Here is a 13,908-nt window from a genome sequence, read left to right as displayed (position 1 = left end):
GCTAACCGGAAAATTGTTGTTCGAGAATGTGCCTGATTTCCTCACGCACTTCCTTATGTCCGGCTGTTTCATTATCAATTACTGGCAGCTGGAGCAACCCTGGCTTGGTGCAAATATCCGACATTACAATCGATAAGGCGGCCATACAGCATAAGGTAACGTCAGGGGTTAAAGTTAAACTGATCATCATCTGATAAAAAAGCGGAGACAGATTTAAACATCTGCTTCCGCGGTTAAATTGATTATACTAAATTAATTTCGACAGGGATATTGCCTTTGGTAGCTTTTGAATACGGACAGGTTTGGTGTGCAGTATCGGTTAGCAACCTGGCTTCCTCAGTAGATAAGCCGGGTAGGCTTACATTTAACCTGGCTTGCAAACTGTAAGCGCCATCAGTTACACAAAGATCAACCTCAGCATCAACCGCAAGACCGGCAGGTAAAGCTATTTTGTACTTTGCAGCGGCCAGGCCGATTGCGCCAATAAAACATGCCGACCAACCCGCAGCAAACAGCTGCTCAGGGTTTGTGCCTTTACCGTTTGAACCTGGCGAAGAAAGTGCAATTTCTAATTTTCCATCAGTACTTTTTGAGTTGCCATCTCTACCGCCTGTAGTGTGTGTTTTTCCTGTATATAATACTTTTGTGCTTAAATCCATTGTAGGATTTCCGTTTTGATTATTTTCCATTGTATTATGATTTTTAAATTTTTTATTCAAAATTATTGCTTAAACAGCGGGCTAACGACCATAATCTGGTGAGTCAGGCAGATTACCCGCTAAGCCGGACATTTTCCGGGTTGAGTTTTTTATCAGTTTTTATTCTTCTCCATCAGGGAGGAAGCCACTTTTCTTTTTCCTTGTAATTTCCATCACCATTTCGCATTGCTGAACATTTCGTTCGAACGGCGGACTAAGCAGAAATAACATGGAGAGCATTGAAACTAGTGTAACCATAAATTTGCTGTAGCCTTTTTTGATTGTATTTTCCATGGCTGTAAAGGTTTAATGATGTAAGCTGGCATTGTTTTTTTGTTCAAATTGGGTCGCTTTGGTAGCGGCGATGAGCTTACCGGTGTTTTGGTTTTGCAGCAAACCAATAATTTCCCAGTCTTTTTCGTTGTAGCCCTTGGGCAATGAAACCGAAACGGCTCCGATTCCCTCAGCACTGATCTTTTCGCTTTGCAACTTCCGTACAATCTGCACATGCGACAGGGTTCTGCCTTCGTTTTCACCTCTGGCTACTTGGGTACTGGCAGCTTTTTGTACAACAACAATTAACAGTTTACTGCCCTTTGTTTCGCCCGAAGCCTGATAATGTACTTTAAAGTCCTGATCAGTTTGGTGCCATTGAAGCTTAACCTCTGCGCTTGCTTTGGTACCCAGCTGGGTCGAAATGGCATTGCGAATGCTGGCTTCTTCCGAACCGATAAATTCGTTTGCACCGTTAACAATTACCTGTGGGGTATAAATTTGTGGCAAGCCTAACCACTGCCCATACTGCGCCTGCCTTTTCGAATATTCCGGATTCCCGAAAGTGTCTTTCCAACCTAAGCGATCAAAATAATCGACATGATAAGCGAGCACAAACAAATCTTTTCCGGCTGATTCTTTTTCCAGCCTGGCTAAAAGTTCATCGGCAGGCGGGCAGCTCGAGCAACCTTCCGAAGTAAACAATTCGACTACAGCAAAACCTTTTCCGGACGTTTTAACGGGAGTATCTTTTCCCGGGGTTTTATACATTGACGCAAAGGCCGTAATGGAAAGGGTAATGACAATGAAGAAATTAGCCAACCATAAAATTTTCGTTATTTTCATGTTTCTGTGTTTTTTGTTGCTCAAAACTATCTCAAAAAACCCTCCTGCCAAGGTGCAAAATGGCCAGACTAGGCATATTAAGGCATGAAATGGTAAGTAGGTATACTCAACCGGACAGTAGAATTTGGAAATTATCAAACTCATCCCCCTCCCCCTAACCGTCATGCTGAACTCGTTTCAGCATCTCCCCTGTTACACCGTAATCTTTAATCGCGCTCTGAAATACAAAATCTCATCCCCCTGCCCCCTTCAAAGGGGGACGAGATCATCCTTATTCAATAAATTCTGACTTTTTTCGTTTTAATGTTTTGTGATGCAAACTCCAAAGACTGTAACAACAAGAAGCTAAAGCCGTCTAAAACTTTTAACTACCTCAAAATGTTTAACTAAAAAACAAAAAAAACGACATGGGAATTTTAAAAACAGCAATTATTGGTGCCGCGGTTTACGCAGGCGTAAAATATATCACGAAGAAGGACCCAATTACGGGCCAATCGATAGTAGACGAATTAATGGATAAAGCACCGCAATGGGCTGATAAGGCAAAAAATTATACACAGGATTTGAAATCAAAGCTGAGTAATGCTGCCGAAGATTTTGCCAGATGAATACCCATTAACAATAAACAGGCAGATCAATCGAGATACCTGTTTCTGTAAAATTTAGCAACAAAAAAAGCGCTCCGATTTAAAATCGGAGCGCTTTTTCTTTGTAAACCATTGGTCAAACACCAGTGAGGTTTTAAGTTTTAAAAAGCATCAAACCAGAGTTTTGTTGTTAATAAATCGGCTCCCTGACTGCTAACAGCATTTTTATAATTCTGTCCGTTTAGCGATTGCTCAGTACCCGGATAAATAAAACGCACAGGGATTTTACCATTTAACACCGTATTTACCGAAGCCGTTAACTGCGGATAATCCAGTCTACGCTGCTCTGCCCAGGCTTCCAGTCCTTGCCCAAATAATGCAATCCATTTCTGCTCACCGATTGATTTCTTAAAGTTTGCGGCATCATAAACTACAGCGGTCTGACTGATGTAACTATCAACTGCGGTTCCGCTGATATTATACTGTGCAAACGATGCCCGGATAGCCTGCTTATATAAATCCTCAGCATTTTCTGTTGTGAAACCACGTGCAGCCGCCTCAGCGCGATCGAAAAGCAATTCGGCATAGCTAAAAATTACAGCTGGCGCTTTGGCATCCAGAAAATAAGTACCTGGTTTAGATGAATTAGCTAAACCAATAGCACTGGCTTCGGAGTTGGTAGAACCATTTGGAATGCCTACATAGGTTTGGGGCGTAGTATTTTCGGTTCTACTCGCATATACCGATAATCTTGGATCGCTAAGCGAAAAAAGTTTATCTACAATGGTTTTACTGATCCGGTAATCGTTACGAGTTTCGAATGATGCTGCAACCGGATTCTGTTGTGGCGAAACATCATATTTTAGTATTGCATTTTCTGCATTACTGCTGATGTAAGCACCACCTTCGGCCTGTATTTCGTCTATTACCTGTTTGGCCTTAGTTGCATCTTTATCCGCAATACGCAAAGCGATACGGAGGCGCAGTGCATTGGCAAACTTTTTCCACGAAGCAATATTATTGCCGTAAATTACATCACCGGCAATGGTTTTTCCCGAAGCAGGATCGAGTGCTGCTTGAGCAGATTTCAAATCGTTTAAAATACCGTAATATACATCCTTCTGTTTATCGTAAACAGGTGTAACAAATTGTTTTATTTTTCCGGCCTGCGAATATGGAATATCGCCATAAGCATCGGTAAGCAATAAAAATACCCACGACCTCAATACCAATGCTACACCTTTATAATTGGTGTTGCCTTGCGCATCGCCCAGTTCGATAATTTTATTAAAGCCTGCAATACTTTGCGCATAACCGGTAGACCATAGCGAGGTAAAACTGCTGTTCGAAAAGATAAAACGATCTTCTTCTGTGTATTGCACTTTAGCCCAGTGCTGCGCAAAAAGCAGGCTCGAATTCATGTTATTGGTTACGCCCCAATAGGTATCTACAGTGGTTTTGGTCGTTCCCGTAAGTAAATAATCGGGTTGCGCAACTTCAGGAGCATTGGGGTTAATGTTCACCTCATCGAGCTCTTTTTTGCAAGATGAAAAGGCAAGGGCCAAAATGGCGAATATATAGAGTTTCTTATTTTTCATGATGGGAATATTTAAAATTTAACATTCAGGTTAATACCATAACTGCGGGTACTTGGGTTAGAAAGACTTTCTAAGCCCTGACCATTGCCGGTATTAAAAGCTACTTCAGGATCAATATCAACCGTATTGCGGTGAATAATCCACAGGTTACGGCCAACAAGCGATACCGAAACACCCTGTAAACTTAGCGAGCGCAACCATTTCGTTGGCAGGTTATAACTTAGTTTCACTTCGCGGAGTTTAACATAAGAAGCACTGAAAATATTGGCTTCATCGATATTCCTGAACGATTTGTAATACTGCTGGGCAGGTAATATTTTTTCGTTGCGTTTGCCATCAGCAGTTACCCCGTCAAAAATAACCCCGTCATCGTAAACAGTTTCACCAGCCGGAGCTGCTCCGTTTAACCATACAGTTCCTTTGGTTTTATCGTTACCCGGATAATAGTAAGCAATACCGCCATACTCTGCAGCCCTGCCTGGTAAAGTTGAGGCTAACACGCCTGTATAAGTACCTGTAGCATATGTACCGTTGTAAATAGAGCCGCCAATGCTGGCATCAACCAACACGCCTAAACTAATGCCCTTATAGCTAAAGGTGTTGTACACACCACCAATCCAATCCGGAGTATATTTACCCAATACCTGCTTGGTTGGGTTGGTAGCCGGAGCGCCGGTTGCATTTACAATAATATTGCCGTTGCCATCTCTTAAAAACGCGGTACCAAATAACGATCCATAAGGTTGACCCACAGTAGCAATTACCTGTGCTGAGTTAGAAGCTACAACATAATTGGTTAATAATTTTTCGGCATCCAGCTCAATTACCCTGCTCCTGTTTGCGGCAAAGTTTAGATCGATATCCCAGGTAAAAGCCTTTTTAATTGGCGTAATGCCCAACTGCGCCTCTATACCTTTATTGTTGATTTTTCCGGCGTTCAACAATTTTGAACTAAAACCGGTACTCTGGCTCACATCTGCCGCTAAAATCTGGTTATAACTATTGGTATTGTAAGCACTTAAATCGAAACGCAATCTTTTGTTAAAGAATACCGCCTCAACACCCAATTCGGTTGATGTGGTGGTTTCAGGTTTCAGGTTAGGATTAAGATCAATAGATCCTGTATTCAGCTGTGGATTTCCATAAAACGGAGCGCTAAAAACATAGGTATTAATCAAACGGTAAGGATCTGCATCTTTACCTACTTTAGACCAGCCACCACGTATTTTTAAATAGTTAAGGGCATCGCTTTTAATATCCAAAGCTTCGGTAGCTACAAAACTTCCATTAAACGAGGGGTAAAAATACGACCTGTTTTGAGCAGGCAAGGTAGACGACCAATCGTTACGGGCAGTAATGTTGGCAAAAAGGTAATTTCTGAAACCAAGTTGCCCTGAAGCATACACACTATACGATTTTAAACGTGACAGGTTATTTGATGATACCAATGGATCGCGTGAGTTTTTAAGCGTATAAAGTCCAGCAATGGCCAGTTTAGGTGCACTTTGGTCGTTTTGTTCGATATACTGCCTGCGGATATTCCCCCCACCCAGCAATTCGAGGCTAAAATCATCGTTTAGCTGTTTGTTAAAGTTTAAGGTTGCATCGGTATTGTTTTCGTTTACCGTAAAAGCACTTTCGGTGTACGATCCAAATGGTGTTCCGTTGGTACCATAAGCAATCCGTACTTTACGCCTGTCGTTATAATAATCCGTTCCTGATCTGAAATTTAAATCAAGCCCGTCTATGATTTTATAATTCAACGCTAAACTCCCGATTATGCGGTTCCTGTTTTGCGATACCGTATTCTCGTAAGCTACCCAATATGGATTGCTGTAATAGCTGTTATTCCAGTTAAACGTTTTTCCATTCTCATCCAAATAATTTTTCAACTGGTTAATATCAACCTGACGACCAAACCAGGTAAACTGCAACATGGTACTCGTAGAGCGCGAACCACCTGTACCCGGTAAGTTATCCGAATTAAGTTTACTGTAATTGGCATTAGCCGTTAAAGTTAATTTCGGGGTTATTTTAAGGCTGGTATTCAGCACAAACGAATTTTTCCCCTGTCCCGAATTAGGCACAATACCTACCTGCTTTAAATTGTTGTAAGAGATCCTGTAATCGTATTTTTCTCCGGCATCTGCAATCGATACACCGTTATTTAAGGAATAACCGGTTTGGAAAAAATCGCGAACATTATCCGGATGCGCTTCAAAAGGAACAGCTACACCTTTAGAGAAAAACTGCGGAATTAGTCTGCCATCCAGTTTCGGTCCCCAGCTCTCATCAACCCCGTCATTTAAACCTTTACCAGCACCATCCACATAGCTAAATTTACCTTCAGAGCCTTGTCCAAAAGCATTTTGATATACCGGAAGGGTAAGCAGGCTTTCTAAAACCGCGTTCGAGTTAACGGCAATTCCCAATCCTTTTTTCGATTTACCGGTTTTGGTTTTGATGAGGATTACGCCTGCTGCAGCCCGCGATCCGTACAATGCGGCTGCATTTGGGCCTTTAAGCACACTCATTGATTCAATATCTTCAGGATTGATATCCGAAATGGTATTGGCATAATCCCGGGCACCGGCCGAGTTTAACTGCGAGTTATTAACCGGAATTCCATCTACCACAAACAGTGGCTGGTTGTTACCGGCAATGGAAGTTTCACCCCTGATTACCACGCGCGACGACCCCATACTTCCCTGGCTATTGGTTACCCTTACACCGGCAATTTTACCAGCCATGGCATTAACCAGGTTCGATTCTTTAGCTTCGGCCAAATCCTGCCCCTTTAATTCCTGAACGGCATAACCCAGCGATTTCTTTTGGCGCGATATACCTAAAGCAGTAACTACAACCTCATCAAGCGACTGATCGCTCGATTGCAATACCACAGCGATAGGACTACCTTTAACAACAGGTATTTCCTGGGTTTTAAAGCCAATGTATGAGAATATAAGGGTAGCTTTTTCGGGTGCGTTAATGCTAAAAACCCCTTTACCATCGGTAGTGGTAGCTTGTTTGGTTTCTTTGATCAAAACAGAAACACCCGGCAGGGTTTCGCCCTCGGCCGATTTTACCGTACCTGCAACAGGTACATTTTGCGCAAGTAACTGCTGCGCCGTAAAGAGCAGCAAAATAAACGCTATTGATTTAATTTTTTTGAACATCTTGTGTTGTAATAATTAGTTAATGGAGACAATAATTTGGGCAATACCTTTCCACCACGGCTATAAACCGTATTTTTTGTTTAAAAAATGAAAGGATTGGTTAGCTTAAAAGCCCGTTAAAATGAATGCATCTTAACAGGGCATACGCATTCGGAAATACCTCGTTTGGTTTAAATAAATAGATTTTAGTACGTCTGTTTTTTTCATCTGGAAATGATCATTAGTAAATAAGTTACTTTCAAAAAAGCCCGGGTACAAAAAAAGCACCTCAACCAAAAGTCAGAAGTGCTCCATATTAATAAGGATAACGCAAACTGCTGACTTAACTACCCCAGATTCATCCGGGATGGAATTAGCACCATTTCTAAAACTTAGATGGTTGCTAAGGTTTCACAGGGCCATTCCCTCCGCCTTTCTTGATAAGCATTTTTAAATAACTGGGGCAAAGGTATAATTAAATCCAGTAATTCTATAGTTTTTATATATTTTTATCTGAAAATTTTTTCTTGCCAAATACGAGCCGTATATTTGTCGACCAATTTAGTCGATTAAAACACATCCCAATGAATCTGAAATCAATTTTCACAGCCGTTTTGGCCATATCAACTACCATATCCTTTGCACAAGATCAAACCGTATTGGCCAATCATACAGGGGTAAAAGCCCATAAAGAAAAGTCTAATGCCTTTGTAGCACTCGGCAGCTGGCGCGGAGTTGCCAAAGTAAAAGAAGGATTGGAAATCCCTTTCAACTTTGATATCAACGAAAAAAATGGTCAGCAGAAATTATATTTCCGCAATGCCGAAGAAAGTTTTGAAGGCGGTTTAGTTAAACAAACTGCCGATTCGCTTTTTGTCAAACTCGATCAGTTTGATAACGAACTGGCATTTGCCATAACTGGCGATCAGCTTACCGGCACATTAAGAAAACAAGGCCAGACCGGTAAACCTTTGGCCATTGTAGCCGAGCGTAAAAACTACCGTTTCGAAACAGACGGTAAACCTGTAACAGCCAATTACTCCGGAAGCTACGATGTGGTTTTCAAATCGCCAAATGGCAAGGACGAAAAAACAGTAGGTTTATTTAAGCAAACAGGCAACAAACTTACCGGTACTTTTTTACGTGTAACCGGCGATTCGCGCTACCTGGAAGGCGTGGTAGAAGGTAACGAATTTCAGTTATCAAGCTTTATTGGCTCCTCTCCTGCTTACTACAAAGGCACTTTCCAGTCCGATGGCACTTTAAGCGGTGAAATTTTAGGTGCAAGAGGAAGTCAGCCTTTTACAGGTGTTAAGAATGACAACGCTGCCCTGCCCGATGCCTACAAACTCACCTACCTGAAACCGGGTTATAAAACCCTCGATTTTAGTTTCGCAGATGTTAATGGAAAAAAGATTTCGTTAAAAGATGAAAAATACAAAAACAAGGTAGTTGTTTTAACCATCACTGGCAGCTGGTGCCCCAATTGTGTAGATGAAGCTACCTTTATTGCCCCTTGGTATAAAGAAAACAAGAAACGTGGTGTAGAGGTTATTGCCTTACATTACGAACGCTCTACTGAACCAGAATATGCTAAAAAAGTAATGAGCCGTTTCCGAGAGCGCTTTGGTATCGAATACGATCAGGTTATTGCCGGTACAGCCGATAAACAAGTGGTAGCCGAATCCTTACCTGCATTAGATTCGTTTGTATCTTTCCCTACTACCATTATTATCGATAAACAGGGAAATGTTGCCCAAATACACACCGGCTTTAATGGTCCGGCTACAGGCAAATTTTACGACGAATTTAAAAAAGAGTTTAATACCGAGATTGATGCTTTATTGAAAAAGTAAATGCAATCTAAAGCTTTGTTCCCTGGTTAATTAAAAGTACTAAGCCGTAGCCACCATCTTTTTGTAATCGCGTGGGGTTACACCTTTGGCTTCTTTAAAAAACCGGTTAAAATTAGACAGACTATTAAAACCACATTCGTAAGCCAGGTTACCGATTTGCCTTTCGCCATCAGTAATCAGCTTGCAGGCATGGCCAATACGTACTTCATTTACAAACTCAACAAAAGTTTTTTGGGTGCGGCTTTTAAAATAACGGCAAAAAGCCTGTTTATTCATGTTAATCAACGCGGCAACATCGTCCAGTTGCATATCGGTAGCAAAGTTTTCGAACACATACTTAAATACCTTATCCATCCTGTCGTTATCTTTTAGCTGGTAGGTATTGGTATAACCCTGACTGGCCAGTAAATCGTACTCTTTGGTATGGCTCAATACCTCGAGTATTTTAAACAGCGAAATCATTTTCGGAAAATCTTCTTCCTCTTTTACCAGCTGTACCAGGAGTTTTTTTAACTGCGATTTGGTTTCCCCATAAAACTTCATTCCCCGACCGGCTATCTGCAATACCGCTTTCATTTTCTGCATATTACCCAGCTGTACCAGCAATTCGATCAGCTTATCCGGATTAAAAAATACCGAAATAGAACGCGCGTGTTTCTGGTTTACCTTATCGTCAAAATAGGCTTCGCGGTTGTACCAAACATGCGGAATATTGGAGCCAAGAAAAATCAGCTCACCTTTTTCAAAATTTTCTATACTATCGCCAATAATGCGTTTGCCTTCACTTTCAACCATGTAGGTAATCTGACATTCGACATGAAAATGAAAAGCTGTAGAAAAGTAAGGCTGATCTATTACCTTCGTTTTAAAGATCTCATTATCCAAACCTTCCAGTATTTTAGCAAAAACCGGTTTCATAAGGGCATTTTTATATAGTTTATATTTGGTTAGGTCAATACCACGCCAAACACTGCTTAAGTGAGCAGATCCTATTTGGAGATAACAACCTTGAGTCAAATATACGCTACATTATCAAAATAAAGCAAACAAAGTATAATACTTGCTAAAATAACATCAAAAATAGCAAACAGAGCTTTAGAATTTAGTCTTTCTTCGGCCTAACTTTGAGTAATTACCCATACTAACCAAATCAATAAAATGAATCCGTAACCCGACAAGGTTAAAAATTAAGGATATAAAATGAACCAAAATTTACACCAAAAAGTGATCCTGTTAACAGGCGGCTCCGATGGTATTGGCTGGGAATGTGCCAAAGCCTACAGTAATGCAGGTGCAATTGTTTGTATAGCAGATAAAAACCCCATTGCTGAGCAAAAATTAAGTGAACTGGCTCAGCCTAATACTTTTATCCAATGCGATGTAAGCCAGGAAACAGAAGTACAGGCTGCTATAGAACTGGTAATTAACAAATACAACCGTTTAGATGCGATCCACAACAATGCAGCTATTGCCAGTCCTTCAAAACCTTTACACCAAACCAGCGATAGTGAATGGGATTTGTTGATGAACATTAACCTGAAAAGTATTTTATTTACCACCCGCCATGGCTTATCCCATTTAAAAACCACCAAGGGAAGCATCCTGAGTACCAGTTCGCTGGTGGGCAGCATTGGTCAGGAAAACCATGCCGCTTACGTGGCCACCAAAGGCGCTGTAAACGCCTTAACCAAAGCCATGGCTTTAGATTATGCTCCCTTTCAGGTGCGGGTGAATGCCATTTCACCTGCAGCCATTAATACGCCTACACTACAAGCCTGGAGCAACGAGCAACCCAATAAAACAGATTTAGAACAATACCTTAACAAACTGCAGCCTTTAGGCAATATGCCCAATGGGGATGTAATTGCCGATGCCTGCGTATTCCTGCTGAGTGATGCAGCACGCTTTATAACCGGTACCATTTTGCCGGTAAGCGGTGGTGCAGAATTAGGTTACAGAACCATTATTTAAAATATGATCCATAAAATTAATATACTCGACAAAAGATTTGAACTGGCTACAGGTGCTGGTAGTGATGCTATACATAAAGATCCGCAATACTCTTATGCGATAGCTCAACTGGGCGATGAAAGCGGCCTTACCGGTAATGGCCTGGCCTTTACTTTAGGCGAGGGTAACGACCTGGTTTGTAAAGCAGCTGCTTTTTACGCCGATAAAATAAAAGGTAATGATATTGAGGAACTGATGGCAGGTTTTGGCCAAACATTTAAAACCCTCTCAAACGAGCAGCAATTTAGATGGCTAGGACCCCATAAAGGTGTGGTACATTTGGGTTTGGCCGCTGTTACCAACGCGTGTTACGATTTGTGGGCCAAAAAACGTGGTGTGCCGCTTTGGAAATTATTGATTGATTTAACACCCGAACAAATTGTAAACACACTCGATTTATCCTACCTGGAAGATGTACTCAGCAAAGAAGAAGCCATTGAGCTTTTGCAGTCCCAGGTCGATTCGAAGAAAGACCGTGAGGGCATTTTAGCAACGGGTTATACCGGTTACGATACCTCAGTTGGCTGGTTTAATTACGACGATGAAAAAGTACGCGAAAACTGTAAGAAAGCTATCGACAGTGGTTTTACCGCCATGAAATTAAAGGTGGGTTCTGCCGATCCGCAAAGAGACATACGCCGGGCCAATATTGTGCGCGAAGTAGCGGGCGAAACCTCGAAAGTAATGCTCGATGCCAATCAGCAATGGACTTTACCCCAGGCCATTTCTATTTGCAACGAGCTCAAAAACATGAATCCTTACTGGGTTGAAGAACCTACCCATCCCGATGATGTTTTGGCGCACCAAACACTGGCAAAAGCCATCAACCCCATAAAACTGGCATTGGGCGAACATGTACCTAACCGCATCATCTTTAAAAACTACCTGCAAACTGGCTGCACAGGTTTCGCCCAGGTAGATGCTGTACGCGTAGGTGGCGTTAGCGAGTTTATTACCATTAGCTTAATGGCTAAAAAATTCGGTGTTCCGGTAGTGCCGCATGTTGGCGATATGGGTCAACTGCACCAGCACCTGGTACTGTTTAACCACATTGCCATGGGGCACGAAGCTTTATTTTTAGAACATATTCCACACCTTAAAGCACACTTTGTTAATCCGATTAAAATTGAAAACGGCGTGTATGTTACCCCTCAGGAAGCCGGATCGAGTTGCGATTTAAAATAAACAGCCCATGATTAGTACTATAGATATTGTTATTACCATTGCCTATATCCTGTTTATTGTAACCATAGGTTTATGGAGCGGACGCCGGAAAAAGGAAAAGACAGAAAGTTCATCTAACGATTACTTTTTGGCTGGCAAAACCCTAAAATGGCCCATGATTGGCCTGGCCTTATTTGCCACCAATATTTCTTGTTTGCATTTGGTTAGTCTGGCCCAAAGCGGTTTCGACAGTGGTTTGCTGAATGGTAATTTCGAATGGATGGCTGCCTTTACACTCATACTGCTGGCTTTGTTCTTTATTCCCTTCTACATCCGGTCAGGCGTAACTACCCTACCCGATTTTTTAGAAAGGCGTTATAATAAAGCTTGTCGCGATTGGCTGGCCTTTGTTTCCATTATTTCGGCCATTATTATTCACATTGCCTTTTCTTTTTTAGCAGGTGGTATTGTACTCGAAACACTTTTCGGCATCAATATGTACACCAGCATTGTAGTTATTGCCGCACTAACCGGGCTGTACACCATTATTGGTGGTTTGCGTGCAGTGGTGGTTACCGAATCCATCCAAAGCGTGGTACTAATCGCGGGGGCACTTATTATTACTTATTTCGCCTGGAACAAGGTTGGCAGCTGGGACCACTTAACCACTGTTTTGCAAAGCAATCAGGCTGCTGATAAATTAAGCATGATAAGGCCTGTAGGCGATAAAAGTGGCCTGTCATGGGTGGCCGTATTTTTAGGTTATCCCATTCTGGGCATCTGGTACTGGTGTGCCGATCAAACCATTGTACAACGGGCTTTAGGTGCAAAAGATGAAAACCACGCCAAAGCCGGAGCACTTTTTTGCGGCTTCATTAAAATTTTACCCGTTTTTATTTTCGTATTGCCCGGTTTGTTTGCCTACGTATTATACAAAAGCAATGCAATAGATTTAAGCAGCTTACAGCAAACTGGCGCCAACGGTGCACAAACCTTAAACACCAAAGGCATTTATACCTTAATGATTACCCAGTTACTGCCTAAAGGTTTGGTAGGTATTTTGGTAGCGGCCTTATTATCGGGTTTAATGAGCCAGATTGCCGGAGCATTAAATTCGATTGCCACGCTAAGCAGTTTCGATCTGTATAAAAGATACCAACCCAATGCCAGTGATGCCAAACTGGTAACTGTAGGGCGCTTATCCGCTGCTATTGCTCTACTTGTTTCGTTTGTTCTGCTGCGATTTCTTAACCAATATACCAGTTTATTCGAAGGCATTAATGATGTAATTGCGCACATTGCCCCTCCCATTACCTGTGTATTTTTATTGGGTGTTTTCTGGAAAAAAGCATCAGCAAAGTCAGCCCAGTACACTTTATGGTTGGGTTCGTTACTCGGAGTTGCTGTTTTTGCGGTCAACAAGTTAAATCCGGAGACCATTATCGGCCAAATCCCCTTTATGATGATGGCTTTTTACCTGTTTTGCGCCTGCGTAGTTATGCAGGTATCATTCTCATACATCTACCCTGTTCAACATACAGCTGAAAGCAGTAAGCTCTACTGGAAATCGTTTTGGGAACCTTTACAGGTAAAAGGCTGGAGCGGTATTGGCAATTATAAAACCTTATCCACTTTATTGCTGGGCATTATGGCGCTATTATACTGGGTTTTCAGATAGTTTAAAACCTAAATTGATTGATAACACAAAACCAAATAAACCA

The 13,908-nt window shown here is 41.7% G+C and carries 12 protein-coding genes and 1 riboswitch; of the genes, 5 read left to right on the top strand and 7 right to left on the bottom strand.

Annotated features, from left to right (window positions below):
• Position 1: 1 nt before the first annotated feature.
• The 4 genes from DBR40_RS11305 to DBR40_RS11295 all read right to left on the bottom strand — a co-directional run bounded on the left by DBR40_RS11305 (position 2) and on the right by DBR40_RS11295 (position 1,817).
• Complete coding sequence (locus DBR40_RS11305; RefSeq protein WP_124559855.1) at positions 2-190, bottom strand: hypothetical protein; 189 nt, start codon at positions 188-190, stop codon at positions 2-4.
• Positions 191-242: 52 nt separating this feature from the next.
• Entirely contained in the window at positions 243-689 is a 447-nt protein-coding gene (locus DBR40_RS11300) for an organic hydroperoxide resistance protein (protein ID WP_233603860.1), read from the bottom strand.
• Positions 690-818: 129 nt separating this feature from the next.
• Complete coding sequence (locus DBR40_RS26685) at positions 819-992, bottom strand: hypothetical protein (protein ID WP_158674033.1); 174 nt, start codon at positions 990-992, stop codon at positions 819-821.
• Between the two features lie 12 nt (positions 993-1,004).
• Positions 1,005-1,817 (bottom strand): DUF1223 domain-containing protein, encoded by an 813-nt coding sequence (locus tag DBR40_RS11295; protein ID WP_158674032.1) that lies wholly within the window; start codon positions 1,815-1,817, stop codon positions 1,005-1,007.
• 407 nt (positions 1,818-2,224) lie between these two features.
• Here DBR40_RS11295 and DBR40_RS11290 point away from each other — a divergent pair, with 407 nt between their 5' ends.
• Positions 2,225-2,425, top strand: a complete 201-nt coding sequence (locus DBR40_RS11290) for a YtxH domain-containing protein (RefSeq protein ID WP_124559853.1) — start codon at positions 2,225-2,227, stop codon at positions 2,423-2,425.
• Positions 2,426-2,565: 140 nt separating this feature from the next.
• Here DBR40_RS11290 and DBR40_RS11285 read toward each other — a convergent pair whose 3' ends face one another.
• Together DBR40_RS11285 and DBR40_RS11280 are read right to left on the bottom strand one after the other, a co-directional pair.
• Positions 2,566-4,002 carry a SusD/RagB family nutrient-binding outer membrane lipoprotein gene (locus DBR40_RS11285; RefSeq protein WP_124559852.1) on the bottom strand — a complete coding sequence of 479 codons (1,437 nt, stop codon included), beginning with the start codon at positions 4,000-4,002 and terminating at the stop codon, positions 2,566-2,568.
• A gap of 11 nt (positions 4,003-4,013) precedes the next feature.
• Entirely contained in the window at positions 4,014-7,178 is a 3,165-nt protein-coding gene (locus DBR40_RS11280) for a SusC/RagA family TonB-linked outer membrane protein (protein ID WP_124559851.1), read from the bottom strand.
• A 319-nt stretch (positions 7,179-7,497) separates the two neighbouring features.
• Positions 7,498-7,604: riboswitch (SAM riboswitch) on the bottom strand.
• A gap of 137 nt (positions 7,605-7,741) precedes the next feature.
• Between DBR40_RS11280 and DBR40_RS11275 the strand changes: the two genes are divergently transcribed.
• Positions 7,742-9,013, top strand: a complete 1,272-nt coding sequence (locus DBR40_RS11275) for a peroxiredoxin family protein (RefSeq protein ID WP_124559850.1) — start codon at positions 7,742-7,744, stop codon at positions 9,011-9,013.
• 39 nt (positions 9,014-9,052) lie between these two features.
• Here DBR40_RS11275 and DBR40_RS11270 read toward each other — a convergent pair whose 3' ends face one another.
• On the bottom strand, positions 9,053-9,931 hold the full coding sequence (locus DBR40_RS11270; protein WP_124559849.1) for an AraC family transcriptional regulator: 879 nt from the start codon (positions 9,929-9,931) through the stop codon (positions 9,053-9,055).
• A 282-nt stretch (positions 9,932-10,213) separates the two neighbouring features.
• Here DBR40_RS11270 and DBR40_RS11265 point away from each other — a divergent pair, with 282 nt between their 5' ends.
• From DBR40_RS11265 to DBR40_RS11255, 3 genes are read left to right on the top strand one after another with little or no spacing between them, the layout of a single operon-like run.
• The gene (locus tag DBR40_RS11265; RefSeq protein WP_124559848.1) at positions 10,214-10,984 is read left to right on the top strand and encodes an SDR family NAD(P)-dependent oxidoreductase; all 771 of its coding nucleotides are present in this window, start codon (positions 10,214-10,216) and stop codon (positions 10,982-10,984) included.
• Positions 10,985-10,987: 3 nt separating this feature from the next.
• Entirely contained in the window at positions 10,988-12,208 is a 1,221-nt protein-coding gene (locus DBR40_RS11260) for an enolase C-terminal domain-like protein (protein ID WP_124559847.1), read from the top strand.
• A 7-nt stretch (positions 12,209-12,215) separates the two neighbouring features.
• Entirely contained in the window at positions 12,216-13,865 is a 1,650-nt protein-coding gene (locus DBR40_RS11255; protein WP_124559846.1) for a sodium:solute symporter, read from the top strand.
• Positions 13,866-13,908 lie beyond the last annotated feature (43 nt).

Source organism: Pedobacter sp. KBW01, assembly GCF_003852395.1.
In the GTDB taxonomy this organism is placed as follows: domain Bacteria; phylum Bacteroidota; class Bacteroidia; order Sphingobacteriales; family Sphingobacteriaceae; genus Pedobacter.
Note: the sequence above shows the minus strand (reverse complement) of the source record. Positions and strands in the feature narration are given on the sequence as shown.

Bases quoted from the DNA above. Each gene is read 5' to 3' on its own strand.
- DBR40_RS11265 (WP_124559848.1), top strand. From the start codon at position 10,214: ATGAACCAAAATTTACACCAAAAAGTGATCCTGTTAACAGGCGGCTCC.
- DBR40_RS11285 (WP_124559852.1), bottom strand. From the start codon at position 4,002: ATGAAAAATAAGAAACTCTATATATTCGCCATTTTGGCCCTTGCCTTT.
- DBR40_RS11305 (WP_124559855.1), bottom strand. From the start codon at position 190: ATGATGATCAGTTTAACTTTAACCCCTGACGTTACCTTATGCTGTATG.
- DBR40_RS11260 (WP_124559847.1), top strand. From the start codon at position 10,988: ATGATCCATAAAATTAATATACTCGACAAAAGATTTGAACTGGCTACA.
- DBR40_RS11295 (WP_158674032.1), bottom strand. From the start codon at position 1,817: ATGAAAATAACGAAAATTTTATGGTTGGCTAATTTCTTCATTGTCATT.
- DBR40_RS11290 (WP_124559853.1), top strand. From the start codon at position 2,225: ATGGGAATTTTAAAAACAGCAATTATTGGTGCCGCGGTTTACGCAGGC.
- DBR40_RS26685 (WP_158674033.1), bottom strand. From the start codon at position 992: ATGGAAAATACAATCAAAAAAGGCTACAGCAAATTTATGGTTACACTA.
- DBR40_RS11280 (WP_124559851.1), bottom strand. From the start codon at position 7,178: ATGTTCAAAAAAATTAAATCAATAGCGTTTATTTTGCTGCTCTTTACG.
- DBR40_RS11255 (WP_124559846.1), top strand. From the start codon at position 12,216: ATGATTAGTACTATAGATATTGTTATTACCATTGCCTATATCCTGTTT.
- DBR40_RS11300 (WP_233603860.1), bottom strand. From the start codon at position 689: ATGGAAAATAATCAAAACGGAAATCCTACAATGGATTTAAGCACAAAA.
- DBR40_RS11270 (WP_124559849.1), bottom strand. From the start codon at position 9,931: ATGAAACCGGTTTTTGCTAAAATACTGGAAGGTTTGGATAATGAGATC.
- DBR40_RS11275 (WP_124559850.1), top strand. From the start codon at position 7,742: ATGAATCTGAAATCAATTTTCACAGCCGTTTTGGCCATATCAACTACC.